This is a genomic window from Paracoccus sp. R12_2 (genome assembly GCF_017744015.1).
Classification (GTDB): Bacteria; Pseudomonadota; Alphaproteobacteria; order Rhodobacterales; family Rhodobacteraceae; genus Paracoccus.
Window position 1 is genome coordinate 132,689 of sequence record NZ_JAGHRA010000004.1, and the last position, 15,488, is coordinate 148,176.

Annotated in this window: 17 protein-coding genes; 12 read left to right on the plus strand and 5 right to left on the minus strand. The window is 64.5% G+C overall.

The genetic code is table 11. From position 1 onward, the window contains the following. Positions 1-128: 128 nt before the first annotated feature. The 6 genes from alr to J7359_RS06775 all read left to right on the plus strand — a co-directional run bounded on the left by alr (position 129) and on the right by J7359_RS06775 (position 5,304). Positions 129-1,145 carry an alanine racemase gene (gene alr / locus J7359_RS06750; RefSeq protein WP_209055867.1) on the plus strand — a complete coding sequence of 339 codons (1,017 nt, stop codon included), beginning with the start codon at positions 129-131 and terminating at the stop codon, positions 1,143-1,145. Next, positions 1,142-1,906, plus strand: a complete 765-nt coding sequence (locus J7359_RS06755; RefSeq protein WP_209055868.1) for an ABC transporter permease — start codon at positions 1,142-1,144, stop codon at positions 1,904-1,906. Before alr ends, J7359_RS06755 begins: the two co-directional genes overlap by 4 nt. Further along, positions 1,903-2,613: an ATP-binding cassette domain-containing protein gene (locus J7359_RS06760; protein WP_209055869.1), complete on the plus strand. Its 711-nt coding sequence runs from the start codon at positions 1,903-1,905 to the stop codon at positions 2,611-2,613. The genes J7359_RS06755 and J7359_RS06760 overlap by 4 nt, the downstream gene beginning before the upstream one ends. A gap of 156 nt (positions 2,614-2,769) precedes the next feature. After that, entirely contained in the window at positions 2,770-3,849 is a 1,080-nt protein-coding gene (locus J7359_RS06765) for a PhoH family protein (protein WP_209055870.1), read from the plus strand. Then, complete coding sequence (gene ybeY, locus J7359_RS06770) at positions 3,842-4,336, plus strand: rRNA maturation RNase YbeY (RefSeq protein ID WP_209055871.1); 495 nt, start codon at positions 3,842-3,844, stop codon at positions 4,334-4,336. Before J7359_RS06765 ends, ybeY begins: the two co-directional genes overlap by 8 nt. Next, positions 4,336-5,304 (plus strand): hemolysin family protein, encoded by a 969-nt coding sequence (locus J7359_RS06775; RefSeq protein ID WP_209055872.1) that lies wholly within the window; start codon positions 4,336-4,338, stop codon positions 5,302-5,304. Before ybeY ends, J7359_RS06775 begins: the two co-directional genes overlap by 1 nt. A gap of 52 nt (positions 5,305-5,356) precedes the next feature. Here the strand turns inward: J7359_RS06775 and J7359_RS06780 are convergent, their stop codons facing one another. Together J7359_RS06780 and J7359_RS06785 are read right to left on the minus strand one after the other, a co-directional pair. Beyond that, positions 5,357-6,301, minus strand: coding sequence for an alpha/beta hydrolase (locus J7359_RS06780; RefSeq protein ID WP_209055873.1), 945 nt, complete (start codon positions 6,299-6,301; stop codon positions 5,357-5,359). 10 nt (positions 6,302-6,311) lie between these two features. Further along, a complete protein-coding gene (locus tag J7359_RS06785) occupies positions 6,312-6,596 on the minus strand; it encodes an SCP2 sterol-binding domain-containing protein (RefSeq protein WP_209055874.1) in 285 nt (94 codons plus the stop codon). A gap of 128 nt (positions 6,597-6,724) precedes the next feature. Between J7359_RS06785 and J7359_RS06790 the strand changes: the two genes are divergently transcribed. From J7359_RS06790 to J7359_RS06810, 5 genes are all read left to right on the plus strand, one after another. Next, a complete protein-coding gene (locus J7359_RS06790; protein WP_247740227.1) occupies positions 6,725-7,255 on the plus strand; it encodes a hypothetical protein in 531 nt (176 codons plus the stop codon). 3 nt (positions 7,256-7,258) lie between these two features. Continuing rightward, the gene (locus J7359_RS06795; protein ID WP_247740228.1) at positions 7,259-10,123 is read left to right on the plus strand and encodes a helicase-related protein; all 2,865 of its coding nucleotides are present in this window, start codon (positions 7,259-7,261) and stop codon (positions 10,121-10,123) included. Beyond that, positions 10,120-10,407, plus strand: a complete 288-nt coding sequence (locus J7359_RS06800; protein ID WP_209055875.1) for an RNA-binding S4 domain-containing protein — start codon at positions 10,120-10,122, stop codon at positions 10,405-10,407. The genes J7359_RS06795 and J7359_RS06800 overlap by 4 nt, the downstream gene beginning before the upstream one ends. Before the next feature lie 159 nt (positions 10,408-10,566). After that, complete coding sequence (gene fdxA, locus J7359_RS06805) at positions 10,567-10,905, plus strand: ferredoxin FdxA (RefSeq protein ID WP_209055876.1); 339 nt, start codon at positions 10,567-10,569, stop codon at positions 10,903-10,905. Between the two features lie 373 nt (positions 10,906-11,278). Further along, positions 11,279-11,788: a CarD family transcriptional regulator gene (locus tag J7359_RS06810; protein ID WP_209055877.1), complete on the plus strand. Its 510-nt coding sequence runs from the start codon at positions 11,279-11,281 to the stop codon at positions 11,786-11,788. A gap of 102 nt (positions 11,789-11,890) precedes the next feature. Here J7359_RS06810 and hisG read toward each other — a convergent pair whose 3' ends face one another. The 3 genes from hisG to hisS are packed head-to-tail and all read right to left on the minus strand — an operon-like array spanning position 11,891 to position 15,098. Next, a complete protein-coding gene (gene hisG, locus J7359_RS06815) occupies positions 11,891-12,565 on the minus strand; it encodes an ATP phosphoribosyltransferase (RefSeq protein WP_209055878.1) in 675 nt (224 codons plus the stop codon). Then, positions 12,562-13,620, minus strand: a complete 1,059-nt coding sequence (locus tag J7359_RS06820; RefSeq protein ID WP_209055879.1) for an ATP phosphoribosyltransferase regulatory subunit — start codon at positions 13,618-13,620, stop codon at positions 12,562-12,564. Before J7359_RS06820 ends, hisG begins: the two co-directional genes overlap by 4 nt. Next, positions 13,617-15,098 carry a histidine--tRNA ligase gene (gene hisS / locus J7359_RS06825; RefSeq protein ID WP_209055880.1) on the minus strand — a complete coding sequence of 494 codons (1,482 nt, stop codon included), beginning with the start codon at positions 15,096-15,098 and terminating at the stop codon, positions 13,617-13,619. The genes J7359_RS06820 and hisS overlap by 4 nt, the downstream gene beginning before the upstream one ends. A gap of 26 nt (positions 15,099-15,124) precedes the next feature. Here hisS and J7359_RS06830 point away from each other — a divergent pair, with 26 nt between their 5' ends. Beyond that, positions 15,125-15,385 (plus strand): SlyX family protein, encoded by a 261-nt coding sequence (locus J7359_RS06830; protein WP_348524345.1) that lies wholly within the window; start codon positions 15,125-15,127, stop codon positions 15,383-15,385. Positions 15,386-15,488 lie beyond the last annotated feature (103 nt).

Genomic DNA, 15,488 nt, shown 5'->3' on the forward strand with positions numbered 1-15,488 from the left:
ACGGAAAAGGAAAATCAGGAAAATTTGCAAACTATGTGCATAGCTGAGTAGGTAAACTGCAAACTTGCTAACATGCACCAACCTCAAGCCCCCTTGACCTTGCGCGGGGCCGGGGGCAAGCCATCCCGATGGGTTTGCAGATCGATATCGCGGCCATCGTGGCCAACTGGAAGGCGCTGGCGGCCAAGGCGCCGGGGGCTCGCGCGGCGGCCGTCGTCAAAGCTGACGGATATGGTCTTGGTGCGTCCCGGATCGTGCCCGCTCTGTATCAGGCCGGTGCGCGCGACTTCTTCGTCGCGCTGGCGAAAGAGGGCAGGGCGATCCGCCCGCATCTTCCCGATGATGCGACGATCAACGTGCTGTCGGGACATATGCCGGGGGCCGATCTGGACGGGCTGGTGCCGGTGCTGAACAGTGCCGAACAGTTCTTTCGCGACCGCACGATGCGACCCGGCGCGCGTTTCGCGATCCAGTTGGACAGCGGCATGAACAGGCTGGGGATGGAGGCCGCGGAATGGGCCGCGATCCGCGCCGAGGTGATGGACGCCGGCCCCGATTTCGTCATGTCGCATCTGGCCTGCGCGGATGAACCCGATCACCCGGCCAATGCCGCTCAGCTGGCTGCGTTCCGGGCCATGACAGATGGGTGCGACGTCCCACGTTCGCTTGCGGCGACGGGCGGCATCCTTTTGGGCCCCGACTATCACTTCGACCTCGTGCGGCCGGGCGTCGGCCTGTATGGCGGGATGCCCTTTGCCGATGCGCAGCAGGTCGTCCGGCTGTCGCTGCCGGTGATCCAGACCCGTCCTGTCGCGCCGGACGAGTTCGTGGGCTATGGCGCGACATGGACCGCCACTGCGCCGCGACGCATCGCGACGGTTGCGGCGGGATATGCAGACGGCATCCTGCGTGCGCTGTCGTCCAGCGGGGCAAGCCTGTATGCCGATGGCATTGCCTGCCCGATCGTGGGGCGCGTTTCGATGGATCTTGTGACGGCGGATGTCACCGACCTTCGGACTGTGCCGGATCATCTTGATCTGATCTGCCCGGAACAACCCATCGACAAGCTGGCCGATCATGCCGGTACCATCGGCTACGAGATCTTGACGGCGCTGCGGCAGCGCTATGAACGGGTCTATCTGTGAACCCTGTCCGGCTGTCCGGTCGCGCCACGCTGCGCGGCCTGCGCGGGGTCGGCGCGGTCGCGCTGTTCACGCTGCGCGGGCTGTTCCATCTGCGCCCGTTCCGTCCGCGTCTGCTGGCGGCGCAGATCTTTCAGATCGGCTGGCTGTCATTGCCGGTCGTGGCGCTGACCGCGCTGTTCACCGGCGCCGCGCTGGCGTTGCAGATCCATTCGGGCGGTGCGCGGTTTCAGGCAAGTGACGTGGTACCGGCCATCGTCGCCATCGGCATGGTGCGCGAACTTGGACCGGTTCTGGGCGGCTTGATGGTGGCCGCGCGCGTGGCCAGTTCCATCGCGGCCGAGATCGGCACCATGAAAGTGACCGAACAGATCGACGCGCTGGTAACGCTGTCCACCGATCCGATAGGCTGGCTGGTCACGCCGCGCCTGTGGGCCGCGATGCTGACCGTGCCGGTCCTTGTGGGCGTGGGTGACATCATCGGCATCATGGGCGGTTGGCTGGTGGGCACGCAATCGCTGGGGTTCAATTCGGCGGCCTATCTGGCCAATAGCTGGGCCTATCTTGAAAGCTGGGACGTGATTTCGGGCCTGATCAAGGGCGCCGCCTTCGGACTGATCGTGGCGGTCAGCGGATGCTGGTACGGCATGGCCTCGGGCCGTGGCGCCGAAGGGGTCGGACGGGCGACGAAATCTGCGGTGGTGGCTGCGGCGGTGGGAATACTAGCTGCGAACTTCATCCTGACCGGGCTGTTCTTCGAATGATACGGATCGAGGGTCTGCGAAAATCCTTTGGCACCAGAACCGTTCTGGACGGGGTCGATCTGCAGGTCGGACAGGGCGAAAGCCTGTGCGTCATCGGGCAGTCCGGCACCGGCAAGTCGGTTCTGCTGAAATGTATCCTGGGCCTCGAAGCGCCGGACAATGGGCTGATCTTGTGGCAGGGGAGACCGCTGGATCGCCATGCGCGGCCGCGGTTTCTGGACAGCTTCGGCATGCTGTTTCAGGGCGCCGCGCTGTTCGACAGCCTGCCGGTCTGGCAGAATGTCGGCTTTCGGTTGCGGCAGCGCATGTCTGACCAGAAGGCGCGCGGCATTGCCATCAAGAAGCTTGCGCGCGTCGGTCTTGGGCCTGAAACCGCCGACATGATGCCTGCCCAGTTGTCGGGCGGTATGGCCAAGCGGGCGGGTCTGGCCCGTGCCATCGCAGATGATCCGCAGGTCATCTTCTTCGACGAGCCGACGACCGGACTGGATCCGATCCGCGCCCGCAGGATCAACGGCCTGATCCGCGGCATCGTCGAAGAGACCGGCGCGACGGCCATCACGATCACCCATGACATGGATTCGGTGCGGGCGATCGGGGATCGCGTGGCGTTGTTGCAGGACGGTTCCATCGCATGGCAGGGTGCCGTGGCCGACATGGACGATGCGCCGCCGCTGGCCGGATTTCTGGGAAAGGAAACGACATGACGCGAGGTGTTTGCCAGCCAAGGTGGCAGATGTCGTCCCGCTGCCGTAATTTTGCCGCACTCGCCGGCAGGAATGCGGTGCAATCGCGCGACTGGATCTTGTGCGAATCCCCTTGGATCGCCACCATGGACACATAGGACTGAGTTGGAGAATATTTTGGGCCTGACCCCAACGCCACCCGTCGCGACCCATCCCGCCGAAACCCTGCTGGAATTCCCCGACAACAGGTTGCTGATCGATCTGTGCGGTGCCAACGACCGGCATCTCGCCCGGATCGAGGAGGCGCTTGGCATTCATATCCTGCGCCGGGGCAACCAGCTTGCGGTCGTCGGAGGACCCGAGGCCCAGGCCGAGGCAAGCCAGTTGCTGCGCGGTCTTTATGCGCGCCTGGAACAGGGCAAACCCGTCGGCCTGCCCGAGATCGAGGCCGCGCTTCGCATGGGCATCGACAGCACCTCGGAAACCAGCCCCGCCGAACAGATCGAGATGTTCGGTGCCGGGAACTACGAGCTGCGCACCCGCAAGAAATCCGTCGAGCCTCGCACCGATGCGCAGAAAACCTATGTCCGGGCGCTGTTCGAGAACGAACTGGCCTTCGGCATCGGTCCGGCGGGGACCGGCAAGACCTATCTGGCCGTCGCGGTCGGCGTAACAATGCTGATCAACGGCCATGTGGACAAGATCATCCTGTCGCGACCGGCGGTCGAGGCCGGAGAACGACTGGGCTTTCTGCCCGGCGACATGAAGGAAAAAGTCGATCCCTACATGCAGCCGCTCTATGACGCTCTGAACGATTTCCTGCCCGGCAAGCAGATGCAGAAGCTGATCGAGGAAAAGCGGATCGAGATCGCACCGCTGGCCTTCATGCGCGGCCGCACGCTTGCCAACGCCTTCGTGGTTCTGGACGAGGCGCAGAACGCCACGCAGATGCAGATGAAGATGTTCCTGACCCGCCTTGGCGAGGGATCGCGCATGGTGATCACCGGCGACCGCAGCCAGATCGACCTGCCGCGCGGCATGCAGTCGGGACTGGTCGACGCCGAGCGCATCCTTGACGGCGTCAAGGGGATCAGCTTCAGCTATTTCACTGCCAGGGACGTGGTGCGCCATCCGCTTGTCGCGCGGATCATTGACGCCTATGACGCCGAGGATGCCGCGGCCCTTGCGCGCGGCGAAACCGAGGGGACGCGCGGGGGCTATGCGCCGCGGCGTGCGATACGACGAGACGATGCCTGACGAGATCACCAGCGACTGCGTCATCGAGGACGACCGATGGGAAACCGTCGGCCTTGAAGATCTGGCCAGCCGCGCCATATCTGCGGCGCTTGGCTGGCATGGCATCGGCGGCGAAGTCGTGGTCATGGGCTGCGACGATGCCCGCATCGCCGCGCTGAATGCTGATTTCCGGGGCAAGCCGAAGGCCACCAATGTGCTGTCCTGGCCGTCGGTCGAACATCTTCCGCGCGATCCCGGCGCGCGTCCGGAACTGCCGGACGAGGAAGAACTGGGCGACATCGCCATCGCCTTCGACACCTGCGACGCCGAGGCGCGGGCGCAGGAAAAACCCTTCGCAGATCACGTTGTCCATCTGCTTGTCCATGCGACACTGCATCTTCTGGGCTATGATCATCAGAACGATGCCGATGCGGAAACCATGGAAGCCGCCGAGCGTTCGATTCTGAAATCGCTGCATATTCCCGATCCCTATCACGAGAAGGTCTGATGAACTCCGAGCCACGATTACCCGAAACGTCCCTTGGTGACGACGCCGCCGGTCCGGCCGATGGCGTCGGAGGCGATGGCCGTGATTTGCCCAGTTCACGCGGATTTTTCGGACGTTTCTTCGATGCCCTGACAGGATCGGATGAAGATGAGGAACAGGACGCGGACGAACAGCGACCGGTGGCATCGCCTGCGCCCGGCATGGTCAATCTGCGTCGGATGCGCGTGGACGACGTGGCCATCCCGAAGGTCGAGATCATCGCGGCGCCCCTGAACGTCACGCTTGACGATCTGGTCGAGATGTTTCGCGAGCACGGTTTTTCGCGGATCCCGGTGTTTCGCGGCACCCTCGACAGCCCGCTGGGGTTGATCCATCTGAAGGATCTGGCTTTGAAGCATGGGTTCGGGCAGGGCGGCAAGTTCACGCTGCGCCCGATGCTGCGACCGATGTTGTATGTGCCGCCATCCATGCCCATCGGGGTATTGCTGCAGCAGATGCAACAGAAACGCACCCATATGGCGTTGGTGATCGACGAATATGGAGGCGTCGATGGGCTGGTCACGATCGAGGACCTGATCGAACAGGTCATCGGCGAGATCGAGGACGAGCATGACGAGGACGAAGGCGGGCTTTGGGTCAATGAAAAGCCCGGTCAGTGGCTGATCCAGGCGCGCGCCCCGCTGAACGAGGTCGAGGCCGAAACCGGCCTGAAGCTTGCCAGCGAGGACGAGGGCGAAGAGGTCGATACGCTTGGCGGGCTGATCTTCATGCTGACCGGCCGTGTTCCGCTGCGGGGCGAGGTGATCTCGCACGAATCCGGGGTTGAGTTCGAGGTGGTCGATGCCGATCCTCGCCGGATCAAGCGTGTCAGGCTGCGCTCTGCCGAAACGGTGGCTGCGGGCCGCCCGATCAAGCCGGTGGATCCGGCAGAGCCGAAGGGTCCGACCGCCCCGGCCAAGGACGTCTGAAGCAGCTTCCGGCGCCGGCCGCCGACGGGGACCAGGATGCGTCCCCGCGCGCTCAGACCTGGCCGAATTGCGTCAGGGCGGCGTGGAAGAACTGTTCTCGCAGTTCTTCGCCCTCCATCATCACCTCGTGCCGCGCGCCGTCCACCTCCAGCAGGCGTGAGCCCGGCCAACGTGCGACGCGGTCGCGGATGGCCGCGCCCGAAACGATCTGTTCGCGCGTGCCAAGCGAAACCGTCATCGGCAGATCGGGTGACTCCATGCGCGCGAGGCGCGAACATTCATTCAGGGCCCTTGCAACCCAGTTATAGCTGGCGCCGCCGATGGTCAGCTTGGGCCATGCGGCGGCCTCGCGCAGCATCCGGCACCATTCATCGACATCGTTGGTCAGCAGATTGGGGCCGAATGCCTCGTCCACCAGATAGGTGCCGTGGGCGCCGCTGCCGGGCGCCGAACGCCCGCCATGACCCAGCCTTCCAGCCAGATAGGCCACACCAAGCGCGATCCCATGCGGCATCTGTCGCAGGTTGATCCCCCACATCGGGGCCGAGAATACTGCGCTGGCCACGGGCAGATCGCCATGCAGGGCCGCCAGCCCGATGCAGCCACCCATGGAATGTCCCAACAGATGCCAGGGCTGCGGCAATCCCAGATCGGTCGCCGCCATCACCATTTCGACGACATCAAGCTGATAGTCCGAAAATTCGCGGACATGGCCCGGCCTTGGATCGACCTGAAGTCGGTCGGACATGCCCTGACCGCGCCAGTCGATCGCCAGCACGTCGTATCCCGCGCGGTTCAGCCGTTCCGCGACGCGGGCATATTTCTCGACATATTCCGTACGGCCGGGAAACAGCAGGACACTGCCGCGAAGCGGTTCCGCCTCGGACCGCCAAAGGGCCAGCCGCAGCCGGATCCCGTCCTCGGCCGTGACCCAAAGGGCGTTCGCCGGGCGGCTTTCGTCGCCCGGCAGCTGATGGAAAGGAGCCGTGTCTTCCAATGCGATTCGCTTACGACAGGGCCTGACCCAGTTGCATCGCCGTGCCCATGTTGCCGTCGATCTTCAGCTTGCCGGTCATGAACGCGGTGGCGGGGTTCACGCTGCCGTCAAGGATCCCCTCGAACGTGTCGCGGCTGGCGAACAGCGTCACCTCGGCCTCTTCGTCGCCTGCGCGGGCGCCGTTCTCGTCGATCATGATCGCTCCTTCATCCTCGATGACGAATTTCGCGGTCGATCCGAAGCTGCCGATCTTTTCGTTCAGCTTTTCCACGGCGGCGTTCACAACTTTGCTCATCTGGGTCCTCTTTGTCGCGCTTTGGCTGGCGCCCGCCATGCGGGCTGGGTTACACCAAGGTTATGCGCCCGGAACGTCATCATTACCACCCCGTCGTCGCGGCAACCCGTGTCCGAGTTCTTACGATTTTGTTCTTTTTCGCAACAGCCATCGCACTGGCCTCGCCCGCCGTCGCCCAGAACGATGCGGATATGGACGCGCTGTTCGAACAGCTTGCCCAACCCGAGGGGGAAGCGTGGCGTATCGCCGAATCTGACATCCTGCGCGAATGGTCCAAATCCGGATCGGCGGCGATGGATCTGCTTTACAAACGTGGCGAAGAGGCGCTGGATCAGGGTGATCTGCCCGCTGCCATCGGGCATCTGACTGCGCTGACCGATCACGCCCCGGATTTCGCCGCCGGTTGGCAGTTGCGCGCGGCGGCCTATGCGACCGCCGGTCAGTTCGGCCCGGCGGTGTCCGACCTTGCCCGCGCGTTGCAGCTTGAACCGCGCCACTTTGCCGCTCTGACCCAGCTTGGCGCAATGCTGGAAGAGATCGGCGACAGCGAAGCTGCGCTGAAAGCCTATCGTGAAAGCCTTTCGATCCATCCGCATCAACAGGAAGCCATCGACGCGGTCGAACGTCTGGAACGCGAAGACCAGGGCACCGAGATCTGATCCATGAGCATTCACGACAGGGGCCGGGTGACCGCCGTGCTTGGCCCGACCAATACCGGCAAGACCCATTACGCGATCGAACGGATGCTGGCGCACCGGACAGGGGTGATCGGATTGCCGCTGCGCCTGCTTGCGCGCGAGGTTTACGATCGGATCGTCAAGGCGCGCGGGCCGTCGGTCGTGGCGCTGGTCACGGGCGAAGAACGGATCGTTCCCGAACGGGTGCAGTACTGGGTCGCCACGACCGAGGCGATGCCCGAGATCGGCGCAGATTTCGTCGCCATCGACGAGATCCAGCTTTGTGCCGATCCCGAACGCGGTCACGTCTTCACCGACCGGTTGCTGCATATGCGCGGGCTGCACGAGACACTGTTTCTGGGCAGCGACACGATGCGCCCGGCGATTGCCGCGCTGGTGCCCGGGGTCCAGTTCCAGCGGCGTGAAAGGTTCTCGACCCTGACCTGGTCGGGGTCCAAGAAACTGTCGCGGATGCCGGCACGGTCGGCCATTGTCGGCTTCAGCGTCGATGACGTCTATGCCATGGCCGAACTGATCCGCCGCCAGAAGGGCGGCTGCGCGGTCGTCATGGGGGCGCTGTCGCCGCGGACGCGGAACGCTCAGGTGGCGATGTACCAAGCGGGCGAGGTCGATTATCTTGTCGCGACCGACGCGATCGGCATGGGGCTGAACCTGGACATCCGCCATGTCGCCTTCAGCGCCACGCACAAGTTCGACGGTCGTCGGGTGCGCGCGCTGTTTCCCCATGAACTGGGTCAGATCGCCGGGCGTGCCGGACGCCACACCGAACCCGGCACCTTCGGTGTGACCGGCGAGGCCCGTCCATTGGAGGACGGATTGGTCGAGGCCATCGAGAATCATCGTTTCCAGCCGATCAGCCGTTTGATGTGGCGCAACGCGGCGCTTGAATTCGGCACGATGGACCGGTTGGTGCAGTCGCTGGAAACCGCCTCGGGACATGAATTGTTGTCGCGCGGGCGCGAGGCCGACGATCTGCATGCCCTGAAATCGCTTCGTGACATGCCCGAGATCCGCGACAAGGTGCAGGGAGGCAAGGATGTCCGCCTTCTGTGGGATGTCTGCCGAGTGCCTGATTTCCGGGGTATTTCGCCGACCGAGCATACCGGCCTGCTGTCGCGCATCTTCGGTTTCCTGCAAGAGGGCACGATCCCGTCCGACTGGCTTGCCCGCGCGGTACAGAGAATCGACAGGACCCATGGCGATATCGATGCGTTGTCGAAACGTCTGGCGTATATCCGCACATGGACCTATGTCGCGCAACGAACCGGCTGGGTCGAGGACGAAAAACATTGGCGCGGCGAGACGCGCGCGGTAGAAGACCGCCTGTCGGACGCGCTGCACGCCGCGTTGACGCAAAGATTTGTGGACCGGCGCACATCCGTGCTGCTGCGCCGGCTCAAGCAGAAGGAGAGCCTTGTGGCCGAAGTGAATGACAAGGGCGAGGTGACGGTCGAGGGCGAGTTCGCCGGTCGTCTGGAAGGTTTCCGCTTTCGCCCCGACCAGACCGGATCGGCGGACGAGGCGAAGACGCTGAACCGCGCCAGCTACGAGGCGTTGAAGCCCGAGTTTCATCTGCGTGCGGACCGTTTCTACAACGCGCCGGACACCGAACTGGATTTCACCGAACAGGGTGGCCTCATGTGGGGTGACTCGGCGATCGGCAAGCTGGTGCGGGGACCTGATGCGCTGCACACCGGCGTTCAGGTCTTTGTCGATGACGAGGCCGGCGAAGAGATCGCCGAGAAGGTCAAGCGTCGCCTGCAGCATTTCATCGACCGCAAGGTTGCCGCGCTGTTCGAACCGCTGATCGCGATGCAGAAGGATGAAGCTCTGAACGGGCTGGCCAAGGGATTCGCCTTCCGGATCATCGAGGCGCTAGGTGTGCTGCCGCGCGATGGTGTCGCGACCGAGGTCAAGGAACTGGACCAGGAAGCGCGCGGCGCGCTGCGCAAGCATGGCGTCCGCTTTGGACAGTTCACCATCTTCATGCCGGCCCTGCTGAAACCTGCGCCGACACGGTTGCGGCTGGTCCTGTGGTCGCTGGCCGAGGGGCTGGACGAATTTCCCGAAAGCCCGCCGCCCGGGCTTGTCACGATCCCGCATATCGCCGAGGTGCCGGACGGCTATTACACATTGTCCGGCTATCGTCCCGCGGGTGAACGGGCGATCCGGATCGACATGCTGGAACGTCTGGCTGACCTGCTGCGCGCGCAGGATACGCGCGGCGGCTTCGAGGCCAATCCTGACATGCTGTCGATCACCGGCATGACGTTGGAACAGTTCGCGGCCCTGATGCAGGGGCTGGGATACGCCGCCGAGAAGGGCGAGCGTGAAAAGCTGAAGACCGTCGAGCCCGTGGCACCGCCGCCTGCGCCCGAGGGCGAAGGCTCGGACGCGCCGTTGACCGAAGAGGAAAGCGTTCTGGCCGCCGAGACTCGCGCCAGATGGGAGGCCGAACAGGCCGAGAAACGTCGTGCCGAAGCCGAAGCCGCCGGCGAGACGCCCCAACCCGAAGAGACGGCCCCCGAGATCGAGGTGTTCTATACCTTTCGTTGGGCGCCCAAGCCTCGGGCGAATCGCCGTCCGCAAGGTGACGGCCAGGGTCGTCGCGGCGGCGGACCGCGCAGGGACGGTGCGGGCGGACAGGAATCGCGCGGCGAGCCCGGAAACAAGTCGGCGCGCGATGGCGGCAAGCCTCGCGGCAAGGGACCGAAAAAGGGCGGCAAGCCGCAGCACAGCGGTCCAAAGACCTATACGGCGCGCCCTGAAAAGAAGGCCGATCCCGACAGCCCGTTCGCGGTTCTGGCGGCACTTAAAGACAAGAAGTGACGGACGATCCCGACGCATTGCGGCTGGATAAATGGCTGTTCTACGCGCGACTGTTCAGGTCGCGCGGTCTGGCAGCCGACCGAATCGAAGGCGGCGGGGTCAGGCTGAACGGTCAGCCCTGCCGCAAGCCCGGTCGCGTCGTCCGCCCTGGGGATCTTCTGGTTGTCTCGGCCCATGGCCATGTTCACAGCCTGCGCATCGTCGCGCTTTCAGGCAGGCGCGGCCCTGCTTCCGAGGCACGAATGCTGTATGACGAGATGGGCGATACTTCGGAAAGCCGCTGACTGCGCAGGCGGGGACGATGTTCGCCGCCCGGTGCGCGAACGCGAACGCGGGTTGCGCAATATCGGGCACGTCGGAACGCAGGTCTTTTCGGCAGCCACGGACTTGAATGATCCGAATGCCGGGCGTAACTAGCGCGACGGACCCGAAGGGAGCGTGCAATGACCTATGTCGTCACCGACAATTGCATCATGTGCAAATACACCGATTGCGTGGAAGTCTGCCCGGTGGACTGCTTCTACGAAGGCGAGAACACGCTGGTCATCCATCCCGATGAATGCATCGATTGCGGCGTGTGCGAACCCGAGTGCCCGGCCGACGCGATCCGCCCGGACACCGAACCGGACATGGAAAAATGGGTCGAGTTCAACCGCAAATATTCCGAGCAGTGGCCCGTCATCACGCAGAAGAAGGATCCTCTTCCGACTGCTGAAGAGATGGATGGCGTCGACGGCAAGCTGGACAAGTATTTCTCCGAAGCGCCGGGCGAGGGTGATTGACGGGGGCCTTCGGGCCTTCCAGGGCTGATAAGGCCGCTTGCATCGCAGGGCAATATCGGGGCGATTCGCGCCCACATTGCCGTGATGTGGGTTTGGCTGAGCAGCTAAGGTTTTGATCGGAAAGCAGGAACACCTCGTTCAGTGCGGCTGCGCCCTGCATTTCACGGTGCTTTTTTTGGCGCCTTATTTATGTTATGTTCAATTCACATTCGCGTCTGATGGGAGTCAGAGGCCCTTCAGATGTGCGCCCAAACTGCCACTTCCTGCCCTCTGCCGGGCAAGAAGCAAATAACAGATCAAGATGGACCGAAGGTGGCAACCGCCGCTTGCGGTCTTTTGTGCCCTTGAAAAGGCACCACCTAGAGGAAGCCATATGTCCAAGACCAAGAAAAACGAATTTCGCCCTGATGATTTCGTCGTCTATCCCGCCCATGGCGTGGGCAGGATCGTGTCCATCGAAGAGCAAGAGGTCGCGGGGCTGCGGCTTGAGATGTTTGTCATCTCGTTCGACAAGGACAAGATGACCCTGCGCGTACCTACCGCGCGCGCCTCCGAGATCGGGATGCGTGGCCTGTCCACCCCCGACCTGATCGCCCGTGCGCTGGAAACGCTGAAAGGCAAGGCCCGCGTCAAGCGCGCGATGTGGTCGCGCCGTGCGCAGGAATACGATCAGAAGATCAATTCGGGTGATCTGATGTCGATCGCCGAGGTCGTGCGCGACCTGCATCGCAACGACGAGCAGCGCGAACAGTCCTATTCCGAACGTCAGCTTTACGAAGCCGCGCTTGATCGGCTGACCCGCGAAGTCGCTGCAGTCAGCGGTGTGGACGAGGGCGCGGCACAGAAACGCGTCGAAGAGGTTCTGCTGTCGCGCGCGGCCTGACCGGGTTCTGGGCAGCCAAAGCAAGATCAAAGACCCCGGCAGTTCCGACTGCCGGGGTCTTTCCTTGCCGCTTGCTGACCGGGTTGGGCCATCCTGCGAAGGTCAGAGGCCGAGCTGCGACAGGAAGCCGGTCATTGCGGCTCCGCCAGCGGCACGGCTGGCAAACAACGTCGCCTGTGACCGCAGGATGGGATCTTCGTTCAGAATGCGCAGATTGTTCGCGCGCAACGTCGCGCCTGACGAGGTAATGTCGGCAATCGCCTCGGCGGTCCGGTTGGCAACGGTGCCCTCCGTCGCGCCTTGACTGTCGACAAGCTGATAGTCGGCGACCTCGTGTTCGGCCAGCCACGCCCGGACCAGACGATGATACTTCGTCGCGATCCGCAGGCGGAAGCCGTGGACCGCACGGAAATCGCGGGCGATCGAGGTCAGGTCGTCCAGCGTCTCGCAGTCGCGCCAGCAATCGGGAACGGCAAGAATCAGGTCCGCATGGCCGAAACCCATCGGCGCGACCTCTGTCACCACGTCGCGCCAGCCGGCCAGCTTCTCGCGCACAAGATCGGTGCCGGTCACGCCCAGCTCGATCCGGCCCGCCGCCAGTTCGCGCGGAATCTCTCCGGCCGACAACAGGACCAGCGACACGCCGTCCGCACCGTCGACCCGGCCGGCATATTCACGGTCGGACCCGGCGCGAGACAGACGCACGCCGCGATCCGCGAACCAGTCGAAGCTTTGCTCCATCAGCCGTCCCTTGGACGGTACCCCAAGGCGGATCATGCGGCCTCCATCTCGGCGATCAGCCCGGCGCGGATGATGCCGCCCACCGCCGGAATTTCGCGCCCCTTGCCCAGCACCCGTGTCAGCGCGTCGTAGCGGCCACCGGATGCGACGGCGGGCCAGAGAGTGTTCGGTGCCAGGAAGCTGAAGGTGAAGCCGTCGTAATATTCCATGTTCGCGCGGCCATGGCTGGCATCGAAGATGACCCGCGCCGGCTCGATGCCCTGCGCCGCGATGGCGTCGAACCGTGCGACAATCCGCGCAACCGCTTCCGCGATGGCGGGCATGTCCCTGGCCAGCCCTTCCAGGATCGCGACGGCCTCGGTTGCCGGGGCGCGTAGCGCCAGAAGCCGGTTCAACCGGTCGGACCACTGCGCGGGAAGGGGCGGCTCGTCCATGTCGGCGCGCAGCCGTTTCATACGTTCCCGCATCTCGGCCTCGCTTCGCAGACCGGCCCAGGGGGCGATGGGATCGGGGAAGTCGCGCGGCGGGACCGGTGCGGAGAACCGGTTCAGCAATCTGCGAAACCGGCCCGGCCGCCAGATATGGTGCAGCAACGCGTCGCGCCGTGTCGTGCTGACCGGCAGGCCGCGGACGGCGTCAAGCAACAGGCTCATATCGCCGGTCTCGGGCGTCAGCCGGTAGGGCGCTAGAAGGCGGTGAAACAGCGCGAACACCTCGGCATCGGCGCCGGGATCGCGGCTGAACAGTTCGAACCCGCATTGCAGATATTCGTTGTCGCGCGGGTTTTCTGGGTGATGCTCGCCCATGTCCTGCTTGCGGAACACCTCGCCCAGATAGCAATAGCGCGCCGGCTCGGCGCCGTCGTCCATGTGCGCCTGCACGACGGGAACCGTGAAATCCGGGCGCAGCATCATTTCGCCGCGGATCGGATCCTGGGTCACATAGGCGCGTGCGCGGATATCCTCGCCGTAAAGATCAAGCAGGCTTTCGGCGGGCAGCAGGATGTCGGGCGCGATCTCGGCGGCGCCCGCGTCGCGGAAGGCCGCCAGAAGCCGCTGGCCGACCGCCTGCTTGTCGCGCTTGGAGGTCATCCCAGGATCCGTCTCACTTCGGCGACCAGATCATTGCGCGCCACTTCTGTCTGGGCAGGCTGGGACTTCCATTCCTCGTGACTGGCTTGCGCCGCAAGCCTTGCACCAAGGATCAGATCCTTGACCTGCACGACGCCGCGTTCGGCCTCGTCAGCGCCCTGAATGACGGCAACAGGCGCCGAACGCCGGTCCGCATATTTCAGCTGATTGCCGAAATTCTTCGGGTTGCCCAGATAAACTTCGGCACGGATGCCTGCCGCACGCAGTTCGGACGCCATGGCCTGATATTCGGCCATCCGGTCGCGGTCCATCACGGTCACGACGACCGGGCCGCGATCTTCGGTCCCCGCCAGACCCTTGGCGCGCAGCGCCGCCAACAGCCGGTCCACGCCGATGCTGACGCCGGTCGCGGGCACTTTCTGGCCGGTGAAGCGTTCGACCAGCCCGTCATAACGCCCGCCGCCCGCGACCGAGCCGAATTGCCGCTTGCGGCCCTTTTCGTCGAGGATCTCGAAGGTCAGCTCGGCCTCGAAAACCGGGCCGGTATAATAGCCGAGGCCGCGCACGATCGAGGGGTCGATCACGGCGCGATCCTCGGCCACGCCCATCGCGGCCAGCATCGTGGCGATCTGGCGCAGCTCTTCCACGCCCTCGCCGCCCATGGCAGACCCGCCGACAGCTGCTGCAAGGTTGTCCAGCGTCGCGGCATTGTCCGCGCCCTTCGACGTCAGGAAGGCCAGCACCGGCGCGGCCTGCGCCTCGGACAGGCCGACGCCATCGATGCGTGCGCCGCTGTCGTCCAGCCGTCCAGTCGTCAGCAGGGCCAGCACGCCGTCGCGGCCGACCTTGTCGAACTTGTCGATCTGGCGCAGCACGTCCTCGGCCTGATCCTCGCGGATCTCTGCGGCCTCGAGGACGCCGTTCAGAACCTTGCGATTGTTGATCCGCACGATGTAGTCGCCGCGTGCGATGCCCACCGCCTCCAGCGCGTCGGCCAGCATGGCACAGATCTCGGCATCGGCGGCGACCGAGGCGCTGCCCACTGTGTCGGCGTCGCACTGATAGAACTGCCGGAACCGGCCCGGTCCGGGTTTTTCGTTGCGCCACACCGGACCCATCGCATAGCGACGATAGGGGCTGGGAAGGTCGTTCCTGAACTGCGCGGCCACGCGGGCCAGCGGCGCCGTCAGGTCATAGCGCAGCGCCAGCCAGTCGCCCGAACCGCCGCCCGGCACGGCCTCTTCCTGCCACGCGAAGACACCGGCATTGGGTCGGTCCACATCGGGCAGGAACTTGCCCAAAGCCTCGACCGTCTCGACGGCGCTGGTTTCCAGCGGATCGAAGCCATGGCGATGATAGATTTCGGCGATCCGGTCCAGCATCGCCTTGCGTTCGGTCACGTCGGTGCCGAAATAGTCGCGAAATCCCTTGGGCGTTTCCGCCTTGGGCCGAGACTGCTTTTTCTTGTCTTTCGCCATGGTCCTGTGCCTTAGAGGGCAAATCCGTGGCTGCTGTAGCGGAAGGGGGCGATATGGACAAGGACATGGAGGTCGAGGACATGCAGGCGCGGCTTGCCCGGCTGGAAGAGGCGCTGGCCCATCAAGGCCGCGCGACAGATGAGCTGAGCGAGGTCATCGCCCGGCAGGACGCCGAGATCGTCCGCCTGACCCGCCGGGTCGAGATGTTGCTGCACGCCGCCGCCGAACGCGAACTGGACAGCGGAGGCACGATCCCGCTGTCCGATCAGCGCCCGCCGCATTGGTAAGCGGCGGGTCCATGGACCACCCGCGCACGGACGGTCGCGCCGGGCCGAAGCGGAAATCGCCGCTTTTCCCCGGACCACCCATGCGCTAGACCCGGCACCGGAC